At 72.3% G+C, this 19,644-nt stretch carries 17 protein-coding genes and 5 pseudogenes; 13 read left to right on the forward strand and 9 right to left on the reverse strand.

From position 1 onward, the window contains the following. Positions 1-75: 75 nt before the first annotated feature. The 7 genes and pseudogenes from AB0L59_RS28875 to AB0L59_RS28905 all read left to right on the forward strand — a co-directional run bounded on the left by AB0L59_RS28875 (position 76) and on the right by AB0L59_RS28905 (position 4,525). A complete protein-coding gene (locus tag AB0L59_RS28875) occupies positions 76-909 on the forward strand; it encodes an amidohydrolase family protein (RefSeq protein ID WP_365589282.1) in 834 nt (277 codons plus the stop codon). Continuing rightward, positions 906-1,910 (forward strand): aldo/keto reductase, encoded by a 1,005-nt coding sequence (locus tag AB0L59_RS28880; protein WP_365589284.1) that lies wholly within the window; start codon positions 906-908, stop codon positions 1,908-1,910. The genes AB0L59_RS28875 and AB0L59_RS28880 overlap by 4 nt, the downstream gene beginning before the upstream one ends. Positions 1,911-1,961: 51 nt before the next feature. After that, positions 1,962-2,067 (forward strand): annotated as a pseudogene (locus AB0L59_RS28885) (IS5/IS1182 family transposase); the annotation flags it as partial. Positions 2,068-2,316: 249 nt separating this feature from the next. Then, positions 2,317-2,853, forward strand: a complete 537-nt coding sequence (locus tag AB0L59_RS28890) for an isochorismatase family cysteine hydrolase (protein WP_365589287.1) — start codon at positions 2,317-2,319, stop codon at positions 2,851-2,853. A gap of 154 nt (positions 2,854-3,007) precedes the next feature. Further along, on the forward strand, positions 3,008-3,805 hold the full coding sequence (locus tag AB0L59_RS28895) for a restriction endonuclease (protein WP_365589290.1): 798 nt from the start codon (positions 3,008-3,010) through the stop codon (positions 3,803-3,805). A 133-nt stretch (positions 3,806-3,938) separates the two neighbouring features. After that, the gene (locus tag AB0L59_RS28900) at positions 3,939-4,151 is read left to right on the forward strand and encodes a helix-turn-helix domain-containing protein (protein ID WP_365589550.1); all 213 of its coding nucleotides are present in this window, start codon (positions 3,939-3,941) and stop codon (positions 4,149-4,151) included. Positions 4,152-4,279: 128 nt separating this feature from the next. After that, a complete protein-coding gene (locus AB0L59_RS28905; protein ID WP_365589552.1) occupies positions 4,280-4,525 on the forward strand; it encodes a DUF5133 domain-containing protein in 246 nt (81 codons plus the stop codon). 43 nt (positions 4,526-4,568) lie between these two features. On the opposite strand, the pseudogene AB0L59_RS28910 reads toward AB0L59_RS28905, so the two are convergent. From AB0L59_RS28910 to AB0L59_RS28920, 3 genes and pseudogenes are all read right to left on the reverse strand, one after another. Then, positions 4,569-4,703 (reverse strand): annotated as a pseudogene (locus tag AB0L59_RS28910) (leucine zipper domain-containing protein); the annotation flags it as partial. A 111-nt stretch (positions 4,704-4,814) separates the two neighbouring features. Further along, positions 4,815-5,559, reverse strand: a pseudogene (locus AB0L59_RS28915) (class I SAM-dependent methyltransferase). 5 nt (positions 5,560-5,564) lie between these two features. Beyond that, positions 5,565-5,873: a 4a-hydroxytetrahydrobiopterin dehydratase gene (locus AB0L59_RS28920; protein ID WP_365589293.1), complete on the reverse strand. Its 309-nt coding sequence runs from the start codon at positions 5,871-5,873 to the stop codon at positions 5,565-5,567. Positions 5,874-6,239: 366 nt separating this feature from the next. Between AB0L59_RS28920 and AB0L59_RS28925 the strand changes: the two genes are divergently transcribed. The 3 genes and pseudogenes from AB0L59_RS28925 (at position 6,240) to AB0L59_RS28935 (ending at position 8,912) form a co-directional block, all read left to right on the forward strand. Continuing rightward, positions 6,240-7,073 carry a helix-turn-helix transcriptional regulator gene (locus tag AB0L59_RS28925; protein WP_365589295.1) on the forward strand — a complete coding sequence of 278 codons (834 nt, stop codon included), beginning with the start codon at positions 6,240-6,242 and terminating at the stop codon, positions 7,071-7,073. 96 nt (positions 7,074-7,169) lie between these two features. Next, positions 7,170-8,033, forward strand: coding sequence for a helix-turn-helix transcriptional regulator (locus AB0L59_RS28930; protein WP_365589297.1), 864 nt, complete (start codon positions 7,170-7,172; stop codon positions 8,031-8,033). A gap of 79 nt (positions 8,034-8,112) precedes the next feature. After that, positions 8,113-8,912: pseudogene (locus AB0L59_RS28935) on the forward strand (SAM-dependent methyltransferase). Positions 8,913-9,134: 222 nt separating this feature from the next. Here AB0L59_RS28935 and dnaK read toward each other — a convergent pair. From dnaK to AB0L59_RS28960, 5 genes and pseudogenes are all read right to left on the reverse strand, one after another. Continuing rightward, on the reverse strand, positions 9,135-10,994 hold the full coding sequence (dnaK, locus tag AB0L59_RS28940) for a molecular chaperone DnaK (RefSeq protein ID WP_365589300.1): 1,860 nt from the start codon (positions 10,992-10,994) through the stop codon (positions 9,135-9,137). Positions 10,995-11,130: 136 nt separating this feature from the next. Further along, complete coding sequence (locus AB0L59_RS28945; protein ID WP_365589303.1) at positions 11,131-11,556, reverse strand: OsmC family protein; 426 nt, start codon at positions 11,554-11,556, stop codon at positions 11,131-11,133. Positions 11,557-11,622: 66 nt separating this feature from the next. After that, positions 11,623-13,355: pseudogene (locus tag AB0L59_RS28950) on the reverse strand (hypothetical protein). A gap of 56 nt (positions 13,356-13,411) precedes the next feature. Then, positions 13,412-14,473: a MoxR family ATPase gene (locus AB0L59_RS28955; protein WP_365589306.1), complete on the reverse strand. Its 1,062-nt coding sequence runs from the start codon at positions 14,471-14,473 to the stop codon at positions 13,412-13,414. An 86-nt stretch (positions 14,474-14,559) separates the two neighbouring features. Then, entirely contained in the window at positions 14,560-16,674 is a 2,115-nt protein-coding gene (locus AB0L59_RS28960; protein ID WP_365589309.1) for a phage holin family protein, read from the reverse strand. A 637-nt stretch (positions 16,675-17,311) separates the two neighbouring features. Between AB0L59_RS28960 and AB0L59_RS28965 the strand changes: the two genes are divergently transcribed. After that, positions 17,312-17,704, forward strand: a complete 393-nt coding sequence (locus tag AB0L59_RS28965) for a hypothetical protein (protein WP_365589311.1) — start codon at positions 17,312-17,314, stop codon at positions 17,702-17,704. Positions 17,705-17,731: 27 nt separating this feature from the next. Here the strand turns inward: AB0L59_RS28965 and AB0L59_RS28970 are convergent, their stop codons facing one another. Next, positions 17,732-18,163, reverse strand: coding sequence for a hypothetical protein (locus AB0L59_RS28970; RefSeq protein ID WP_365589313.1), 432 nt, complete (start codon positions 18,161-18,163; stop codon positions 17,732-17,734). A gap of 85 nt (positions 18,164-18,248) precedes the next feature. Here AB0L59_RS28970 and AB0L59_RS28975 point away from each other — a divergent pair, with 85 nt between their 5' ends. Then, positions 18,249-19,022 carry an MBL fold metallo-hydrolase gene (locus AB0L59_RS28975; protein ID WP_365589554.1) on the forward strand — a complete coding sequence of 258 codons (774 nt, stop codon included), beginning with the start codon at positions 18,249-18,251 and terminating at the stop codon, positions 19,020-19,022. Beyond that, a complete protein-coding gene (locus AB0L59_RS28980; protein WP_365589315.1) occupies positions 19,019-19,630 on the forward strand; it encodes a VTT domain-containing protein in 612 nt (203 codons plus the stop codon). The genes AB0L59_RS28975 and AB0L59_RS28980 overlap by 4 nt, the downstream gene beginning before the upstream one ends. The last annotated feature ends 14 nt before the right edge of the window (positions 19,631-19,644 follow it).

The following is a 19,644-nucleotide window of genomic DNA, read 5'->3' on the forward strand; positions in this document are numbered from 1 at the left end:
ACGCCGCCCTCGCGGAGGTCAGGCCCCGCTCCCAGGCCCTGTCGACACCCATCCACCGACCCGAAGGACCGAACGGTGCGCATCGACGCTCATCACCATCTGTGGGACCTCGCTGTGCGGGACCAGCCGTGGACCCGCGACCTGCCCGCCCTGCGCCGCAACTTCACCACCGCCGAACTGCGGCCGGCGCTCGACCGGAACGCGATCGACGCCACCGTCCTCGTACAGACCATCGCCGTTGCGGAGGAGACCCCCGAACTCCTCGCCGTGGCCTCCGGAGACCCGCACGTGCGAGCGGTCGTCGGCTGGACGAACCTGACCGACCCCGGCATCGCCGACCACCTCGCGCGACTGCGCGAGCTGCCCGGGGGATCCGCGCTCGTCGGCATCCGGCACGGCATTCAGGACGAGGCCGACCCGGACTGGCCGGCGCGTCCCGAGGTCCGCCGCGGCATCGAGGCGGTGGGTGCCGCGGGCCTCGTCTACGACCTGCTCGTCCGGCCCGACCAACTGCCCGCCGCCGTCCGGACCGTACGCGAACTGCCCGACGTTCGCTTCGTCCTGGACCACGGCGGCAATCCGGTCGTCGGCACCGACGGCCTGAGGCCGTGGACCTCGCTGCTGACCGAGTTGGCCGACTGCCCCAATGTCGCGGTGAAACTGTCCGGCCTGGTGACCCGGACCGCGGCCGACCCGGCCCGCGCTCTGCGTCCCTTCGCGGACGTACTGCTCGCGACGATGGGCCCGGGCCGCCTCATGTACGGCTCGGACTGGCCGGTCTGCCTGCTCGCGGCCGGATACGACGAAGTCCTGGCCGTCGCCGAGACGCTCACCGGCCACCTGAGCCCCGTCGAGCGCGAGGCGGTCTTCGGCACGACGGCCGCCCGCTGGTACGGGATCGCCGCGTGACGGCCCGCCGGCTCGGCCGTACGGGCGTCCGCGTCAGTGCACTGGGGTTCGGCGCCGCCCCCATCGGCAACCTCTACGCCCCGCTCGACGACGACCAGGCGCGGGCCGCGGTCGAGGCCGCCTGGGACGCCGGCGTGCGCTATTACGACACCGCCCCGCACTACGGCCTGGGGCTGTCCGAACGCCGGCTCGGCGCGGCCCTCGCCCACCGGCCACGAGCGGAGTTCACCCTCTCCACCAAGGTCGGCCGCCTGTTGGAGCCGCACCCCGCCCCCACCGGATCCGACCTGGCCGCAGGCGGCTTCGCCGTACCGGACACGCTGATCCGCCGCCCCGACTACTCGCGCGACGGCGTCCTGCGAAGCCTGGAGGGCAGCCTGACCCGACTGGGTGTGGACCGTGTGGACGTCGTCTACGTCCACGACCCCGACGATCACCTCGACGCGGCCGTCGACCAGGCACTGCCCGCGCTGGTGGACCTCCGCGACCAAGGCGTCATCGGAGCCGTCGGCGTCGGCATGAACGCCGTCGCTCCACTACTGCGGGTCGTCGCCGAGGCGGACGTGGACACGGTGATGATGGCCGGACGGTGGACTCTCATCGACCGCACCGCACGCCCGCTGCTGGAGGCGTGCACGAAGCGAGGTGTCTCGGTGGTCGCCGCGGCCCCGTTCAACTCGGGCCTCCTCAGCCGGCCCCGCCCTCCCGACGACGCCACCTTCGACTACGGCCCCGCCCCCGAAGCGGTGCTGCGTCGTGCCCGGCGCCTTGCCGACGTCTGCGCCCGGCACGGAACCGTCCTCCCCCATGCCGCCGTCCGCTTCCCGCTCCGCGACCCCGTCGTGGCCTGCGTGGTCGCGGGCTTCCGTTCCTCCGACGAAGTGACCTCCGCCGTCGCATGGGCCGGCACCGACCTGAGCGACGCGGCGTGGGCGGAGCTCGACGCGGCCGCGGAAGCGGCCGGGGACGGGCCCGGTGGTATCGGTGGCGACGGCGGGTAGCCTGCATGCGAAGTCGAGCGTCATCCCTGGTGGGGAGGTGCGCCGTGGAGCGTGCCGGATGAGCTGGGCGACCGCTTGGAGCCGCTGCTGCCGCAGCGCGAGCGCCTCTTCCGGTATCCAGGGCGGCAAGCCACTGCCAGACCGGGACGCGCTGTGCCCCGGCGTGGCCAGGTGGTCGCCGTGCTCGAGGTCTTCGAGCAGTGTCGGCCGAGTGGGCGACCAGCCGGCACCACACGCCGCCGCCGAAGGGGTGACGTCGTCCGTGAACGCGCACGCGCGGAGGTTACTGTTGTGAATGCGTGTCAAAGGGGCGCATGAGGAGAAGTGAGGGTGGTTACTCCGCCATGTGATCCCACGGGACGGAGACCGTGGTCGCCTGACGCACCCTGGACGGAGACCTGATCCCGTGAGCAAGGCCGCTCTGATCATCATCGACATGATCAATACGTACGACCACGAAGACGCCGAGCTGCTACTCCCCTCGGCCGGGTCGGTCGTGCCGGTCGTGTCCGACCTTGCGGAGCGCGCCCGGCGCCGTTCGGTGCCGGTCGTCTACGTCAACGACAATTTCGGTGAGTGGCGCTCCCATCACGGTGAGCTGCTCAACCGCGCCCTCGCGGGGCCACACGCCGATCTCGTGGAGCCTCTGCGGCCCGACGCGGATTCCCTGTTCGTCCTCAAAACCCGCCACTCGATCTTCTTCGACACCCCGCTTCAGTACCTGCTGCAGCAGCAGGGCATCGAGCAGCTGGTGCTCTGCGGACAGGTCACCGAACAGTGCGTGCTCTATTCAGCCCTGGACGCCCACATCCGTCATTTCCAGGTGACCGTCCCGGAGGACGCTGTCGCGCACATGCATGAGGATCTGGCTCGGGCGGCACTGCGGATGATGGAGCGGAACATGGGCGCGCGCGTCTGCACGAGCCAGGACCTCTGGATGTGACGGGCCCCTGCGGTGCGGGCCGTGTGCGGAGGTCGGGAGTTGAGCGCCCCGCGTGGGTCGTACGGCACAGCCCCGGCCCTCACGGCTGCGGATTCCTCGATCTTGGGCATGTGTAGATCACTGATCTTCACTCGCTGCCCAGGAGGAAGCCCGGATGGCCATACCGACGCGCCCTGTTCGCCGTGGACATCGAGAACGACGGTTCGATCTGCGGGCAACCGCTCTGTTCTTCATACTGCTGGCGATCATCTTCTGCGTCCTGGCGTTCCTGGTGCGCACCGCGGCCGGAATCGTCGAGCGTCGCCCCCTGTGGGCCGTTGCCCTGGCCCTGCTCGGTGTCGCGAGCGTTTTGATGTCCCGGTCCGGGTGGCGCACGGCGTCTGTGACGCGCTGCGCCGGCCGGGCTGCCCGGGCGCTGGAGGAGGCGGCCGAGATGGCGTCCGACGACCTGCGCGACACGGTGCTGGTGGACGCCGGCCCTCCGACGGTACCGGTCGGCGGACCGACGGAGCACGTCTCTGACGCGGTGTCGACGGCCACGGGCGCCTGCCTGGCCGACTACGCCGAGCTGGACCCCGACGGTTTCGAGCGAGCCATAGCCGACCTGTGCGCCGGAAACGGCTGTCGGGAGGTGGAAGTGGTGGGCGGCGCGGGCGATTTGGGAGCGGACGTCGTCGCGCTCACGCCGGACGGGCGGCGCCTGGTCATCCAGTGCAAACAGTACGGCGACACCCACAAAGTCGGCTCACAGGACGTGCAGCGCTTCGGGGGCACCTGTTTCACCATTCACGAGGCCGATGTCGCAGTGCTCGTCACGACGAGCGAGTTCACGGAACCCGCCCTGGAGTACGCGCGGCAGTGCGGAATCGTCTGCGTGGACGGCCCCGGCCTCGTGGCGTGGTGCCACGGCACCGGCCCGAGCCCCTGGCAGCCGACCGGCACCGAGTGCTGAGCCGACCTCGCCCGGCGACGCGGTAGTGACGAGCTGCCGAGGCGGTGAGCAGACATGCCACATGGAAGGCGGCGACGTGGGCACCAGTGATCACACTCCGACGTCTGGAGAGGAGATCTTCGTGCACAAGGGAATGCACAAGGGAAAGTGGATCACCGGTGGCGCGCGCGAGAAGCTGGCGGAAGTCTTCGCCGGGGAGTACAAGGAGGGGCGATCGATCCGGGCCATAGCCGAGGCACACGGTCGGTCCTACGGCTTCGTGCATCGCGTGCTCACCGAGGCGGACGTGCCGCTCAGGACCCGCGGGGGCGATGTGCGCACCGCCACCGCCCGGCAGTCGCGGTGACGACCGCCGCGGCTGCGCGGCCTCGGCGGGCCACGGCGGCAGCAGCAGTGCATACGGTGATCGCGCAGGGGCAGACGAGAGTCGCCGGGCCCGGTGAAACGGCCCGCTTTTCCAGAGAGGTTGTCGCTGTGCTGCTGCCTGCAGAGAGGGAATTGCGTGCCGTGCTGGCCCGCTTCGCCGACGCCCGTTTCCGCCATGACCTGCAGCCCACCGGCCGGTCGAGCCGGGACCTGGAAGACATCTCCCACACACTGTGCATCATGACCAGCACCCAGTCAGTGGACCAGGCCCTTGCCGCCGCCGACGCCCTCCTGGAACAGTGGCGCGCGCACCCCCCTGCGCCCGACGAAGCCACCCGGATCGTGGCGGTCTGACCGGCGAAGCATCCGGAGGGACCGCGCTGTTGACGGCGTGCGTGGCCCAGCGGGCGGCGGTGGTGTGGCTGCCCTGGAAGCGCTCGGCCGCCCGGCGCAGCGGCCGGCCGTCGTCGACGACAGACCGGGCCGGACGCAGCCTGCCGGTCGGCGTCAGCGGGGCATCACGGTGGGACACGAGTGCCTCCTGAGCACCGGTCGTGGATGTCGCAATCCACGCCGGACCCAGAAGGCCCTCGCCTGTGCAAGCACCCAGCACGCGTGTCACCGACGTGCCGGGACCGCACACCTAGCCCGTCACCGGCTTCCGGAACGCCCGCACCGAGAACACCGGATCGGGGCGGGGCCGGTCCTGATCGGGCAGTCGGGACAGGCGCGCGGCGAAGTCCTCGGTGCGCGGCTCGCCCGGTGGCAGCAGGGTGAACCAGCCCCGGCGCAGGTCGGCGATGGTGGCACGCGGGCTGCGGCCCTGGCCGACGCCGCGGAACGCGGTGTCGCCGGCCGGACGGAGGCCATGCCCCGCGGCGTGCTCGGTGACGGTGGCGGCGGCGTCCTGGGCGGCGCGGGCGAGAGGCGAGGACGGCGTCGATGTCACTGCCGACGTCGTGCGCCGCGGCCTTGTCGACGGTGGTGACGTAGACCCCGCCGGGGCGGAGCACGCGGGCGCACTCGGCGACGATCGCGCGCACGTCCTCCGCCTTCGCCGGCAGGTGCAGCAGCCAGATGCTGGTGACGGCGTGGAAGGTGCCGGTGCGGAAGGGCAGGCGGCGGCTGTCGGCCCGGAGGACCGCGCCCGGCAGGCGGGCCCCCGCCCGGCGGACCATGGCGGCGGTGAGGTCGGCGCCCGTCACCCGCAGGGCGGGGCGGTCGGCGGCGAGCCGGCGGGTGACGATGCCGGTGCCGCAGGCCACGTCGAGGAGACGGCCCCGGCCCTCGGGGATCAGGCCGAGCACCGCCGCGCTGGCCGCCGCGGCGCGGGCCTCCCCGCCGCGCGACACGTCGTAGGCGTCGGCTTCCTTGTCGTAGTCGAGCACGCCCCTCAGTGTGCGCCGTGACCTGGGGCGACGTCCTCCACCCTGCGGGCGAGCGCGAAGTCCTTGGCGGTGAGTGCGCCGCCTGCGCTGTGTGTGTGCACGCTGAGGGAGACGGTGTTGTAGCCGAGGGTGAGGTCGGAGTGGTGGTCCAGTTCGTCCTGGACGGCGGCGATGTGCATGACCAGCGCCGCCGCCGCGACATGCGAGCCGAGGCGGTAGGAGCGGCCGAGCCGGCCGGCGTCGTCGACCGACCAGCCGGGCAGCTCGGCGAGCCGGTCCTCGATCTCCTTCTGCGACAGCGGTTCCACGGCCATGGCCGGATCTCCCTTCGGGCGGTGGGAAGGCGGGCTACGGGTTCAGCCTGCCACGCCGCACGGGTCCGCACGCCACCGACGGGTCCGACACGTAGGTCACGCCCACACCCCACCGAATGCTCCGCCGCGACGGCAGCAAGCGCACCCCACCGACAGCCCCGTCACGCGAGCCAGGCCCCCGCCCGGCCCCAGCTTCGTCACGTGAACAGCGCGCCACCGAGGAGGCAGCCGCGGACCCTGGCCCGGTACACGGCCGCGGCCTGCGGAGACTCCTGGAGGGACGAGGTCCGCCACGGCTCCTGCCACGGCCCCGTTCCTGCGCAACTGAAGCGACTCCTCGGCAACTCCTCGACTACGGTCGGACGTATGACCATTGTCGCTTCCGGTCCCTCCGCGTCCGCCACCGCCACCGCCGCCGACAAGGGCGTCGGCCCGCTGCTGCGTGCCTGGCGGGAGCGGCGCCGGGTCTCCCAGCTGGAGCTGGCGCTGCGCGCCGACTCCTCGGCCCGGCACATCAGTTTCATCGAGACCGGCCGGTCACGGCCGAGCGAGGAGATGGTGCTGCGCCTCGCCGAGCACCTGGACGTGCCGGTGCGCGAGCGCAACGCCCTGTTGCTGGCGGCCGGTTACGCCCCGCACTACCCCGAGACCCCGCTGGACGACCCGGCGCTGGACGCGTTGCGCGACGGCATGGAACGCCTCATCCAGGGCTACGAGCCCTATCCGGCGCTGGTGGTCGACGCCTGCTACACGGTGGTCGCCGCGAACCGGGGCATCACCATGCTGCTGGACGGCGTGCCCGAGAGCCTGATGACCCCGGCGCCGAACGCGATGCGGCTGACCCTGCACCCTCAGGGGCTGGCGCCGCGGATCCGCAATCTGCGCGAGTGGCGCGGACACCTGCTGGCGCAGATGGACCGGCAGATCGCCCTGCAACGCTCGGAGCGGCTGCGCGCCCTGTACGAGGAGGTGGCCGCCTACCCGGTGCCCGCGGACGCGCAGGACGACGAACCGACCGGAACGGTCGCGTACTTCGCGCTGCCGATGCGCATCGAGCACGACGGCCGGATCCTGTCGTTCGTGTCGTCGATCTCCACCTTCAACACGCCGATGGACGTCACGGTCGCCGAACTCGCGATCGAGACGTTCCTGCCGGCGGACCCGGCGACCGCCAAGTACCTCCACACGCTGACCGGTTGATGTTCCCGCGTCGACCCGGATCCCCTCGGACCCGTGTGCGAGAAGGGATCACATGGCAGACTGCCCGGGTACTTCGGCGCGTAGGGGAGGCGTGGCGTGAGTGAGCGGCGGGCTGCGCCCACCGTGGGCCAGGTGGTGCTCGGCAAACGGTTGCAGGAACTGCGCGAGGCGTCGGGCCTCGGCCGGGATGAGGCCGCCCGGGTCCTCAGGGTGGCGTCGGCGACCGTACGGCGGATGGAGATGGCCGAGGTCGCGCTGAAGATCCCGTACGTGCAGGTGCTGCTGGACACCTACGGGGTGGCCGAGGACGAGGCGGCCGCCTTCGTGCGGCTGGCGGAGGAGGCGAACCAGCCGGGCTGGTGGCAGCGCTTCCACGACGTGCTTCCGGACTGGTTCAGCATGTACGTCAGCCTGGAGGGCGCCGCCCGGATCGTCCGCTCCTACGAGCCGCACTTCGTACCCGGCCTGCTGCAGACCGAGGAATACGCGCGGGCGGTGCTGGAGGCCGGGACGATCGGGCAGACCTCGCCGCAGACCGTGGAGCGGCATGTGTCCCTGCGCATGGAACGGCAGCGGCTGCTGGAGCGGGACGACCCGCCCCACCTGTGGGTGATCATGGACGAGACGGTGCTGCGGCGCCCGGTGAGCGCGCGCGGCGAGGTGATGCGCGAGCAGCTGGACCGGCTGCTGGAGTACGCCGAGCGGGACCGGGTCACGCTGCAGATCGCCGAGTTCGCGGCGGGCCCGCATCCGGGGACGTACGCGCCGTTCACCCTGTTCCGGTTCGCCGAGCCGGAGCTGCCGGACATGGTGTTCACCGAGTATCTGACCGGCGCCCTGTACCTGGACTCCCGCCACGAGGTCGCCGCCCATCTGGAGGTGCTGGACCACATGACGGCCCGGGCCGCCTCGGCGCAGCGCACGCAGAGCCTGCTGCGGGAGTTCCGCGAGAGCCTCTGACGCCGGGCCAGGACATGTGCCGTGATCTACGGACCGACCCTGACATTCCGCATGGACCGACCCCTGGGGAACACGTCTCATGACCGCACCCGACGCCGTGCCCGCACCGATCGGCACCAGCCGTCCGCACCCCGCCCGGGTGTACGACCGGTGGCTGGGCGGCAAGGACAACCACCCCGTGGACGAGGAACTGGCGCGCAGCATCCTCGCCGTGGACGGCACCGTGGTGCGCGGGGCGCGCGCCAACCGCCGGTTCATGCACCGGGCCGTCCGTACGGCGGCCGAGGCCGGGGTAGGGCAGTTCCTGGACATCGGGACCGGTATCCCGACCGAGCCCAACCTGCACCGGGTGGCCCAGGGTGCGGCCGCGGAGGCGAGGGTGGTGTACGCGGACAACGACCCGATCGTGCTGCGGCACGCCGAGGCGCTGCTGCGCGGCTCCGCCGAGGGCGGCACGGAGTACATCCACACCGACGTCCGCGATCCGGAGACCACCTGCGGCCGGCCGGTGAGTCCCTGGACTTCGGCAGCCCGGTCGCGCTGTCCCTGGTGGCGCTCACCCACTACCTGGGTGACGACGTGTTCGGGCTGGTCAAGCGGTACGTCGACGAGCTCGCCCCGGGCAGCTTCCTGATCCTCTCCCAGGTCACCCAGGACCTCAGCCCCGAGGGCGTGGCCAAGGCGGCGGAGCTGTTCCGCAGGAGCGGCACGCCGTTCCACCCTCGCACGCTGCCCGAGTTCTCCCGTTTCTTCGACGGTCTGGAGCTGCTCGGCCCCGGCGTGATCCCGGCGTACGGCTGGCGCCCGGAGCCGGTGGACGTGGCGGCACAGGCGGAGGGGGTCGTGCCGGTGTACGCCGGGGTGGCGGTCAAGCGGTGACCTCGTGGGGCCGGCGACCCCCATGACCCTTACGGGGCGGGGGGGGACAGGTGTTGGAACCGTCGCCGCCGCGCGGGAGCACACCGTCATGACCTGCGGCCCGGACCGCATCGCCGGCGGCCGGGTGACCGGCGTGCGCGGGCGAGCCGGCCCACGGGCGTTCGGCCGGCCGGCACGCGCAGGTGGCCCGGCCTCCGGTCCCCTCCCCCGGCCGTGCCGCAGTCAGGCGGCTCCGCCCTTGCCGTCGGGTTCGTCGTCCACGACCTCCGCGTCCACCACACCGTCCGCGCCGGGCGTGCTCTCACCCTCCTGGGGGGCCTCGCCGGTGGTGGAGGCGTTCGTGTACATGGCCTGCCCCATCTTCTGGCTGACGGTGGCGAGTTTCTCCACCCCGGTGCGCAGGGCGGCGGTGTCGGCGTTCTGGTCCAGCAGGGTCTTCAGTTCCGCGGCGGCCGCCTCGACCTCGCCGCGCGTGTCGGCGGGGACGCGGTCGTGGTTGTCGCGGATGAACTTCTCGGTCTGGTAGACGAGTTGCTCGGCCTGGTTGCGGGTCTCGGCGGCCTCACGGCGTTTACGGTCCTCCTCCGCGTACTGCTCCGCCTCCCGCATCATGCGGTCGATGTCGTCCTTGGGCAGCGCCGAACCCCCGGTCACCGTCATCTTCTGCTCGCGTCCCGTCGCCAGGTCCTTCGCCGAGACGTGCATGATCCCGTTGGCGTCGATGTCGAAGGCCACCTCGATCTGCGGGACGCCGCGCGGGGCGGGCGGCAGCCCGGTGAGGTCGAAGACGCCGAGCTTCTTGTTGTAGGCGGCGATCTCGCGTTCGCCCTGGTAGACCTGGATGCCGACCGAGGGCTGGTTGTCGGTGGCGGTGGTGAAGATCTCCGAACGGCGGGTGGGGATCGTGGTGTTGCGTTCGATCAGCTTCGTCATGATGCCGCCCTTGGTCTCGATGCCCAGGGACAGCGGGGTGACGTCCAGGAGGAGCACGTCCTTGACGTCGCCGCGCAGGACGCCCGCCTGGAGGGCGGCGCCGACGGCGACCACCTCGTCGGGGTTGACGCCCTTGTGGGGGTCCTTGCCGGTGAGTTCGCGCACCAGGTCGGTGACGGCGGGCATCCGGGTGGAGCCACCGACGAGGATGACGTGGTCGATCGCGGACAGCTGGATCCCGGCGTCCTGGACGGCCTGGTGGAAGGGCTGCTTGCAGCGGTCGAGCAGGTCGGCGGTCAGTTCCTGGAACTGGGCCCGTGTCAGTTTCTCCTCCAGGTGCAGCGGCCCCTCGGCGGAGGCCGTGATGTAGGGCAGGTTGATGGAGGTCTCCGAGGACGACGACAGTTCGATCTTGGCCTTCTCGGCGGCCTCCCGCAGCCGCTGCACCGCCATCTTGTCGGCGCCGAGGTCGATGCCGTAACTGCCCTTGAACCGCTTCACCAGGTGCTCGACGATCCGCTGGTCCCAGTCGTCGCCGCCGAGATGGGTGTCGCCGTTGGTGGCCTTGACCTCGATGACGCCGTCACCGATCTCCAGCAGGGACACGTCGAAGGTGCCCCCGCCGAGGTCGAAGACCAGGACCGTCTGCTCGTCGCCGCGGTCGAGGCCGTAGGCGAGGGCGGCGGCGGTCGGTTCGTTGATGATCCTGAGCACCTTCAGGCCCGCGATCTCACCGGCTTCCTTGGTGGCCTGCCGCTGGGCGTCGTCGAAGTACGCCGGTACGGTGATCACCGCGTCCGTGACGTCCTCGCCGAGGTAGGCCTCCGCGTCCCGCTTGAGTTTCTGCAGCACCCGCGCGGACAGCTCCTGCGCACGCATGCGGGTCCCGTCGATGGAGCCCTGCTCCGGGAAACGCCAGGAAGCGTCTCCCATGTGCCGTTTCACCGAGCGGGCGGTGCGCTCCACGTTGGTCACGGCCTGCCGTTTGGCGACCTCGCCGACCAGTACCTCCCCGTTCTTCGCGAACGCCACCACCGACGGTGTGGTCCGCGCGCCCTCCGCGTTGGTGACGACGGTGGGCTCACCGCCCTCCAGGACGGCCACCACCGAGTTCGTCGTCCCGAGATCGATCCCGACCGCACGTGTCATGGTCCGTCCCCTTCCGCTCGGGCGCCTGCCGCACTCCCAGCAGATGACGCGCCCGCGACCCTGTCAATGCCGGGTGCCCCGGAACGGCGATGCCGCGCCCCGACGGGGGACGCGGCAGCGGGGGACGTACGAGTCCTCAGGCCAGCTCGGCCGTCAGGGTGATCGTCGTACCGGCCAGGGCCTGGCTGACCGGGCAGTTCTTCTTGGCCTCCTCGGCGGCCGAGGCGAAGCCCTCGGCGTCCAGGCCCGGCACCTGGCCGCGCACGGTGAGGTGGATGCCGGTGATGCCCTCGCCCGGCTGGAAGGTCACGTCGGCCTTCGTGTCGAGCCGGGTGGGCGGCGTGCCGGCGCCGGCCAGGGCGTGCGAGAGGGCCATGGAGAAGCAGCTGGAGTGGGCACCGGCGATCAGCTCCTCGGGGCTGGTCTTGCCGTTCGCGTCCTGGGAGCGCGAGGCCCACGTGACCGGCTGATCGGCGATGCCGGAGGAGTCGAAGGTGACGACGCCGTTGCCCTGGAGCAGGTTGCCTTCCCAGACGGTGTGCGCGGTGCGCGTGGTGGCCACGATGATTCCTTTCCGTCGGATCCCGTTACGGGGGTTTTCCGTAGCCCTATCCGATCACATCCGGGCTCATCGCACTCTGAAGACGGGCCCACGCGGGGTGAACGGGAGGTGACTTCCCTGCGGGATCAGATAGGCGTGCTCGCGGCGCACGCGCAGTACGTCGCACCAGCCGTCGGTGATCACCAGCACCGGTGCGCCGGGCGGGAAGTCCTCGGCCCGGTGCAGCAGGTCGATGCCGGGCTGCAGGACCGTTCCGCCGCGCCCGCGCACCCGGACCCGGCCGGCGATCTCGGTGGCCGGGAGATAGCCGGCGTCGTGCGGGGCGGCGTCGCAGAACACCACGCGGGCGGCCGGTACGTCGCGGGCCTCGGCGTAGGAGGCGATCGCGCCGAGTGCCTTGCCGAGCAGGGGGCGGCTCATCGAGCCGGAGGTGTCGAGGACCACGCCGAAGGTGCAGCGGGCGATCTCCTCGGGCGGGAAGTACCGGCCCGCGCGCGGGATGTCCGGGGTGGAGGCCTGCCTGCGCGCGGGGCGGGCGAACGACCGCACCGGCTCCGGGCGGGGCACGAACTCGTCGAACCAGCGGGCGAGTTGCGCGTCCCAGGGCAGCGGCGGATGGCTGAGCGCGCGGATCTCCTCGACCAGGCCGCCGGGCAGGAGGCCGCGCTCCTGCGTCTGGTGCAGGTCCAGGCCGCGACTGAGGCCGCGCCGGTAGAACTCGTCGAGGTCCACGTAATCGCCGGGCTGCCCGAGCGGGCCGCCGAGGACGTCGCCGGTGCCCTTGCCGCGCAGGGTGGCGAGGCGGCGGATGCGGCGCAGGTCGCCGGCGAGCCGGTCGTAGACCTCCTCGGCGGACAGGCCGGCCAGCCGCGGGTCGTGCAGCAGGCCCTCCGGCACGGTGCCGACCCGCATCTCGACCAGCCAGCCGTTGATCACGTAGTCGCAGGCGACGTTGAACAGGTAGGGGTCGCGGGGGCCGCAGCGGTCGCCGTGGCGCAGGGCCGCGTGCAGCATCTCGTGGGCCAGGACGAACCGCCACTCCTCGTCGTCGAAGGTGCGCAGCGGGTTGATGTAGATCTCCCCGGCCTCGGGGTTCACGGCGGCGATCGCGATGCCGTGGCGCGGGCGAGTTCGGCGTCGGCGACCAGGGTGATGCCGGCCGCGATGCCGCCGAGCAGCGGGTAGGAGGAGACGAACCAGCTCAGGGCCTTCTCCCAGGGACGCTGCGGGAGTCGCTTGCCGTCCGGGGAGCCCCGGCGGCCGCCGGCCATGTCCATCGCTGCGGACACGGTCCGGGTCAGCGCGGTGGCGAAGGCCAGCTGCCGGTCCGGGACGGGACCCTGCCAGGCATGCCATTCGGTGAGCACCTGGTCGGCTGCGCCGCCTGCGGTGCCGCAGCACTCGTACACGGGCGGCAGGCCGTGCGCCCGCCAGCGCGCGGAGAGCCGCTCCTCGTCCCCGTCGGGGTAGCTCGCGGGCAGGTCCTCGGGGGTGGTGCCGACGGGGAATCCGAGCAGGAAACGGTTCACGACGACGCAGCGGGCGGCGAGGTCGTACCGGTCGGGCTGTTCGCGCCGGCCCTTGGCGGCCGGGACGTGTCCGAAGCCGAGGTGGAGGGCGCCGTGCGCGAGGGCCCAGGCCCAGGCGCCGGGGTCGGCGAGCCGGTCCGGGTGGGCGTGCACCGTGGCGTCGGAGTCGACGACGAGCAGGCCCTCGCGCGGGGCGACGGCGCAGGTCCGGCTGCGACACGTGCTGAAGTCGACGGCGGCGAGCGCGGGGTTGGCCCGCAGCAGCCGCATCCCCTCCGCGAAGGCCTCGCCGGCCGGGTCGCGTTTCTGCTTCGGCGGGGTGCGGCTCACCGCCGGGCCTCCACCAGGCGGGGCATGTCCCGGGCGGCCTCCACCAGGAACCAGGAGGGCAGCACGGGGTTGCCGTCCTCGCCTGCGGCGATGACGGTCTGGGCGACCTCGACGGAGATCTCGGCGAGCTGTACCAGCAGGGACTTGGCACGGTAGGCGACCTGCCGGCCGTTCGCCGACATGTGCTCCTTGCCGACGGGCAGCTCCTTGACGAGCCTGCCGCGGAACGACTCCGCGAGGTAGTACAGCAGGTCCCGGTCCTGCAGGCGGTGCGGCCAGCGGGCGTCGCCCTTGAGGATCGCCTCGATCCCGAACCGGCTGCGCACGACCTTGACGTAACCGCAGAACGCGGTGGCGTGCGCGGGGGTGAGCGTGCCGTGCGCGAGAACGGTCAGGGTCGGCTCGTCGAGCTCGGGGCCGAAGGAGTGCAGCGCGTCGGAGAGCATGTGCCAGGAACGGGGCGTGGAAAACGGTTCCTCGGTTTTCGGCGGCTTGGACCACAGGTGGTCGGGCCGGTCGGTGAGGTGGTCCAGGACCCACGGGTGGATGCCGTGGGCGTCGGCCCAGGCCAGCCAGTCCGTGGCGGAGACCTCCAGATGGACATGGGCGAGCCGGTTGACCAGCGCGGAGGCGAGCGGCCGGGCGAGCGCGTTGTCGGTGGCCCGGTTGCCGGCGCCGATGACGATGGACCCCGCGGGCAGCTCGTAGGTGCCGATACGGCGGTCGAGGATCAGCGAGTAGAACGCCTTCTGCACATCCGGGGTGGCCGCGTTCAGCTCGTCCAGGAAAAGGCAGTACGGCTCGTCGCGGGCGATCGACTCCGGCGGGCAGAACACCGAGCGCCCGTCGCGGATCTGCGGCACGCCGATCAGGTCCTCGGGCGCGAGCTGCGTACCGAGCAGACTCACGCACTCCAGGCCGAGCGAGTCGGCGAACTCCCGCACCAGCGAGGACTTTCCGATACCGGGGGCGCCCCACAGGAACACGGGCCGGACGGTGGCGAGATGGAGGAGGAGTTCGGGGACGCGGGCGGGAGTGACGGTGACGGCGGCCTGCAACGCTGGGGGTCCTTGCGGGTGTTCGAGGGACGGGGAGGTACGACTCGAACAGTGTGGGGGTACGCCGGTGCGGGCGCAGCCGATTTTCAGGCGGCCCGCTCGTCCTCGGCGTCGTCGGTGCCGGTGCCCTCGGTGAGCGGGACCTGGGGGCCGTTCAGCTCGCGCAGCCAGCGGCGCAGGACGCGGTGGACCTGCTCGGCGCCGGTCGGCTCCGCCTCGCCGTCGACCGGTGCGGACAGCTCCAGCGGGGAGAGCAGGAACGGGTGCGACTGGGCGCCGCCGAGCCCGCCGTGGGAGCCGATCTGCTCCTCGAAGGCGAGGACCTCGCCGTCGGCGGGGTCGTGGGCGGAGTTCACCATGATGTCGGCGGTGTGCGGGAAGGAGTGGGTACGGCGGACCGCGGCGGCGGCGCCGGGACCGAAGCGGGCCAGCGGACCGGGCTCCTCGTCGAGCCTGGCCAGCGGGATCTCGGCGCCGTGGGCACCCAGCACCACGCCGTCGTGTTCGCCGCTGCGCACCAGCAGGAAACCGATGCCCGGGTGATTGGCGAGGGTGGTGAGCAGGGCCGGGTGCCGTTCGTCGATCTCCTCCTTGGTCATGCGGTGGTGGACGTCCGGGAAGGAGACCAGGGCGAGGTTGCCGGAGGCCAGCACAATCGGCTCGGAGCCGGGAGGGCGGCGCACCTGCCCGCTCCTCTCCTCCACGGGCCTGCGCAGCGCGGCGCGGACGGCGGCACGGGCCTCGGCGCCGCTGTGCGTCCGTTCGGCCCGGCGGGGTACGTGCAGCCCGCACCCGGCCCGGACCAGGTCGCCGAGGGTGAGGCCGTAGCGGGAGCGGAAGGTCTCGCCGGGGCTCTGCCCGTGGTCGGAGAGGACGACGATGCGGTACGGGCGGGGCGCGTGTTCGGCGACCCGCTGGAGGAGGGCGAGGCAGCGGTCGAGGCGCTGCAGGACCTTCTCGGCGTCCCGGCCGCACGGGCCGGAGTGGTGGGCGACCTCGTCGTAGGCGACGAGGTCGGCGTAGACGGCGGTGCGGCCGGCGAGCATGTCCCCCATCACCGCGGCGACGACGACGTCCCGTTCGACGACGGTGGCGAAGGCGCGGACGAGGGGGTAGAGCCCGCCGCGGCTCACGCGGGGGCGCTGCTTGCGGATCCGGGCGCGGGTGGACTGGCCGATCTCGCGGGCCACCTCGGCGACGAAGGACAGGGCGGTGCGGACGGCGTTGGCGGGGTCGGAGAAGTAGGCGAAGTATCCGGCGCGGGAACGGTTCTCCCGGCTCCGGCGGCGGGCCGCGATCGACAGGACCAGGGCCTGTTCGCCGGCACCGCCGCTGAAGAGGTTGCCGCGGCTGGCGCCGTCCACGGTGAGCAGTCCGCCGTCGCCGGTATGCAGTACGGCGCGGCGCTGCAGTTCGGCGGCGCTCGTCGGCCGGTTGCAGACCATCACCTCCCCGCGGTCCTTCTCGTACCAGCGGAAGGCCGGCACGTCGAAGGTGCTGCCGTGGAGGATGCCGAGCTGGCTGGCGCCGGTCTGGCTGGACCAGTCCGTGTGCCAGGGGGTGAGGCGGTGGGTCGGCGCCGGAAGGGCGCCGGTCCGCGGTATGCCGTCGCCCGTCCCCAGCCAGCTTCCGACCGTCGGCATCAGCCCCTTCCGGACCGCCTCCACCAGCACGTCGTGGCCGACGCCGTCGAGTTGGACGACGACCAGGCCGGGCGTCGTGGGGCAGGGCGGATCGGATCTGCGGCGGCGGGTGGCGAGGCGGTGCAGGCGGCGCCGGTAGGCCTCGTCGTCGCGCACGGCGAGGGCCGCACCGGTGGCCGAGGCGACGGCGGACATCACGGCGGCCACGATGACGGCGGTCTCGGGGGCCACGTCGCCCCGGCCGGAGGGGTTGACGCGCAGGGCGAGCAGCAGCAGGGAGCCGTTGAGGAAGAAGACCAGCAGGCCCAGCACGAGGGCGGGTACGAGCAGCAGGAGCCGGACCAGGAGCGGCCAGACCACGGCGGACAGCACACCGAAGGCACCCGCGCCGCAGGCCGCGGTGATCGCGATGCGCGTGGCGCTGTCGCCGTCGGCGGACTGGAGCCGGAAGTCGGGCAGGAGCCCGGCGAGGACCAGCATGGTGAGGGTGGAGACCGCCCATACGGCGACGCTCCGCCCGATCTGACTGGCGATCCGCCGCCACCGCACGCCTCGCACCCCTCGCACACCTCACGTCCCGGCCCGCTCGACGCCCGGGCCTCGCCCCACCTTGTCACAGAGGCGCCATGCACAGCCGTGTGCGGGCGACTTGATCGCGTTGTCAGTCCCCCTGTCATCATCCCGCCATGCCGTACGACGCCCTGGTGGCCGCAACTCGCAGGACGCCCTGTTCCGGGCCCGAGGGTGGAGGAGCGACCTGCTCGGCCCGTGGGACGCCGACGAGGCCGAGCGCACCCTCGGGGGCGGGCAGTGGCTTGAGACACCGCTCGCCGAGGTGCCCCCGCTGGTCTTCAGCGAGGCGATGCGGGACGTCGACCTGTTCGTGGGCGTGACCTCGATCGCCGCCGACCCGGACCGGACCGACGGCGGCCCTGGGCGCACCTACTGGGAACGGGCCTCCTTCGGCGAGCTGACGGGGAGCGCCGAGGCGCGCCGCGACGCCCGGGAACGGATCCTGCCACGTCTGAGGATCGCCGAACGGTGCACGCTGGACGGCCGCTTCCTGGTCGTCCGCGGTGTTCCTGCCGTTCGAGGACGACCGGCTCGCAGTCATCCTCAGCAAGGCGTTCCTGCTCGCCGCCGACACCGACATCACCGACGAGTCCATTCTCCTGCAGATCAAGCGAGGTGCCTGATGGCCACGGTCACGTTCCGGGGCGAGACCGCGACGGGCAGACCGCTCACCGAGTGGGAGACGGCCGGACTGCCGGACCGGATAGCCGTGCGGGAGCTGATCAGGCTCCGGGTCCAGGACGAGGTCGCCCGGCACAACGCCCGTCCCGGCAAGCGCTTCTACGGCCTTGTCCGCCCCGACGACGCCGAGACGGAGCTCAACGGCTACCGCCTGCGCGAGGCCCGCCGTGTCGACGCCGAGCGCCATGCCGAGATCGCCGAGCGCGCCTTCCTGGCCAACGGGTTCTTCGTGCTGGCCGGCGACCGCCAGGTCGAGGACCTCGACGACGTCGTGGATCCGACCGTCGATCCCGACCTGGTCTTCATCAAGCTGGTCGCCCTCGTCGGCGGCTAGCTGTCCGTACGGCTGGGACGACAGGGCCTAGCGGCCGTCGTAGCCGGCCGTCGGCATGGAGAGCCTGCGGTGCACGCGCGCCTTCATCTGCGCGTCGTACGACGGCTCTGCCCGCCCGACGGTCTCCACGCGCACGCCGCGGCGCGCGCACTCGGCGGTGAACTCCTCGACCGAGGACAGGGCCCGCTGGAGCACGCGCAGGCTGGGGGCCACGAAGACGTCCACGCCGGGCCGTACGCCGTCCCACAGTGCGCCGTGGTCGAAGCGCAGCCCGCCGACGAGGAGCTCCCGGGCGATGACGTATCCGCGTTCGGCGGCCCAGCGGGCGCACATCGCGTGCTGGCTGCGGGAGTCGACGAGGAAGGGGTCGGCTTCCAGTTCCTCCAGGGGGGTCAGGCTCGCGATGGCGGTGACGCGCACGGTCGAGAGCGCGTCGAAGGAACCCCGCAGCTGTCCCATGGCGTCCCCCCTCACCTCCGGGTTTCGCCGCCGACCCTACTCCTGCCCGTAGGCTTCGGGGAGTCGCGTGAAGGAGGCGAAGAAGGTGCCGGTGGAGATCACCTGGTGGGGTCACGCCACCTGCACGGTGCAGGACGCGAACACACGGGTGCTCACCGATCCCCTGTTCGCCCGAAGGCTGGCGCATCTGCGGCGGCGCCGGGGTGCCCCGCCGCCGGCCGAGGCACGTCGCGCCGACGTGGTCCTCGTCTCGCACCTGCACGCCGACCATCTGCATCTGCCGTCCCTGGCGGATCTCGCCCCGGGCACGCGCCTGCTCGTGCCCCGGGGCGCACCACGGGCGGTGCCCGGTCTGCGCCGTCTGCGGCAGGTGCGGGTGACCGAGGTGGTCCCCGGGGACGAGGTGCGCGTCGGCGAGCTGCTGGTACGGGTGGTGCCGGCGCTGCACGACGGGCGGCGGCTGCCGGTGGGGCCGCACCGTTCACCCGCGCTCGGCTACGTCGTGGAGGGTGAGGCGCGGACGTACTTCGCCGGGGACACCGGGCTGTTCGACGCGATGGCCGAGCAGGTCGGGCCGGTGGACGTGGCGTTGCTGCCGGTGGGCGGCTGGGGGCCGTACCTCGGTGCGGGGCATCTGGACGCGGGACGGGCGGCACGGGCGCTGGCGCGGCTGGCGCCGCGGGCTGCGGTGCCGGTGCACTACGGGACGTACTGGCCGATCGGGATGGACGCGGTGCGCCCGCACGAGTTCCATGCGCCGGGTGACGAGTTCGTACGGCTGGCGGCCGCCGCGGCGCCGGACGTGGCCGTGCACAAGCTGGGGCACGGCGAGAGCGTGCGGCTGGAGGTCGCGCGGTGACGTGGCTCGCCGACGCGTCGAGAACCGCGACGACCGAGTCCACGCAGCAGGCGATCGGGTATCCGACGCTGTTTCTGCTGGTGTTCCTCGGGGCGTTGGTGCCGGTCGTGCCGACGGGGGCGCTGGTGAGTTCGGCGGCGGTGGTCGCGTTCCACCAGACAGCGCCGTTCGCCCTGGCGTTGGTGTTCGTGACGGCCTCTTCGGCCGCGTTCGTCGGGGACATCGCCCTGTACTGGCTGGGGCGGCGCGGGATGGGATCGAAGAACGGGTCGCGATGGCTGGAGGCGATCCGGTCGCGCGCGCCGGAGGAGCGGCTGGCGCAGGCGCGGGGGAAGTTGGCGGAGCACGGGGTGGCGGTGCTGGTGCTCTCCCGGCTGGTGCCGGCCGGGCGCATACCGGTGATGCTGGCTTGTCTGATGGCGGACTGGCCGCTGCGGAGGTTCGCGCGCGGGAACCTGCCCGCATGTCTGGCCTGGGCGGCCACTTATCAGGTGATCGGCATCTTGGGAGGGTCGCTGTTCAAGGAGCCGTGGGAGGGGGTGGTGGTGGCGGTCGCGCTCACCGTTCTGGTCAGCGCGATGCCAGGTGTGTTGCGGCGGTTTCGGTAACGCCGTCGGGTCTG

Source organism: Streptomyces sp. NPDC052109 (genome assembly GCF_040680195.1).
GTDB lineage: Bacteria > Actinomycetota > Actinomycetes > Streptomycetales > Streptomycetaceae > Streptomyces.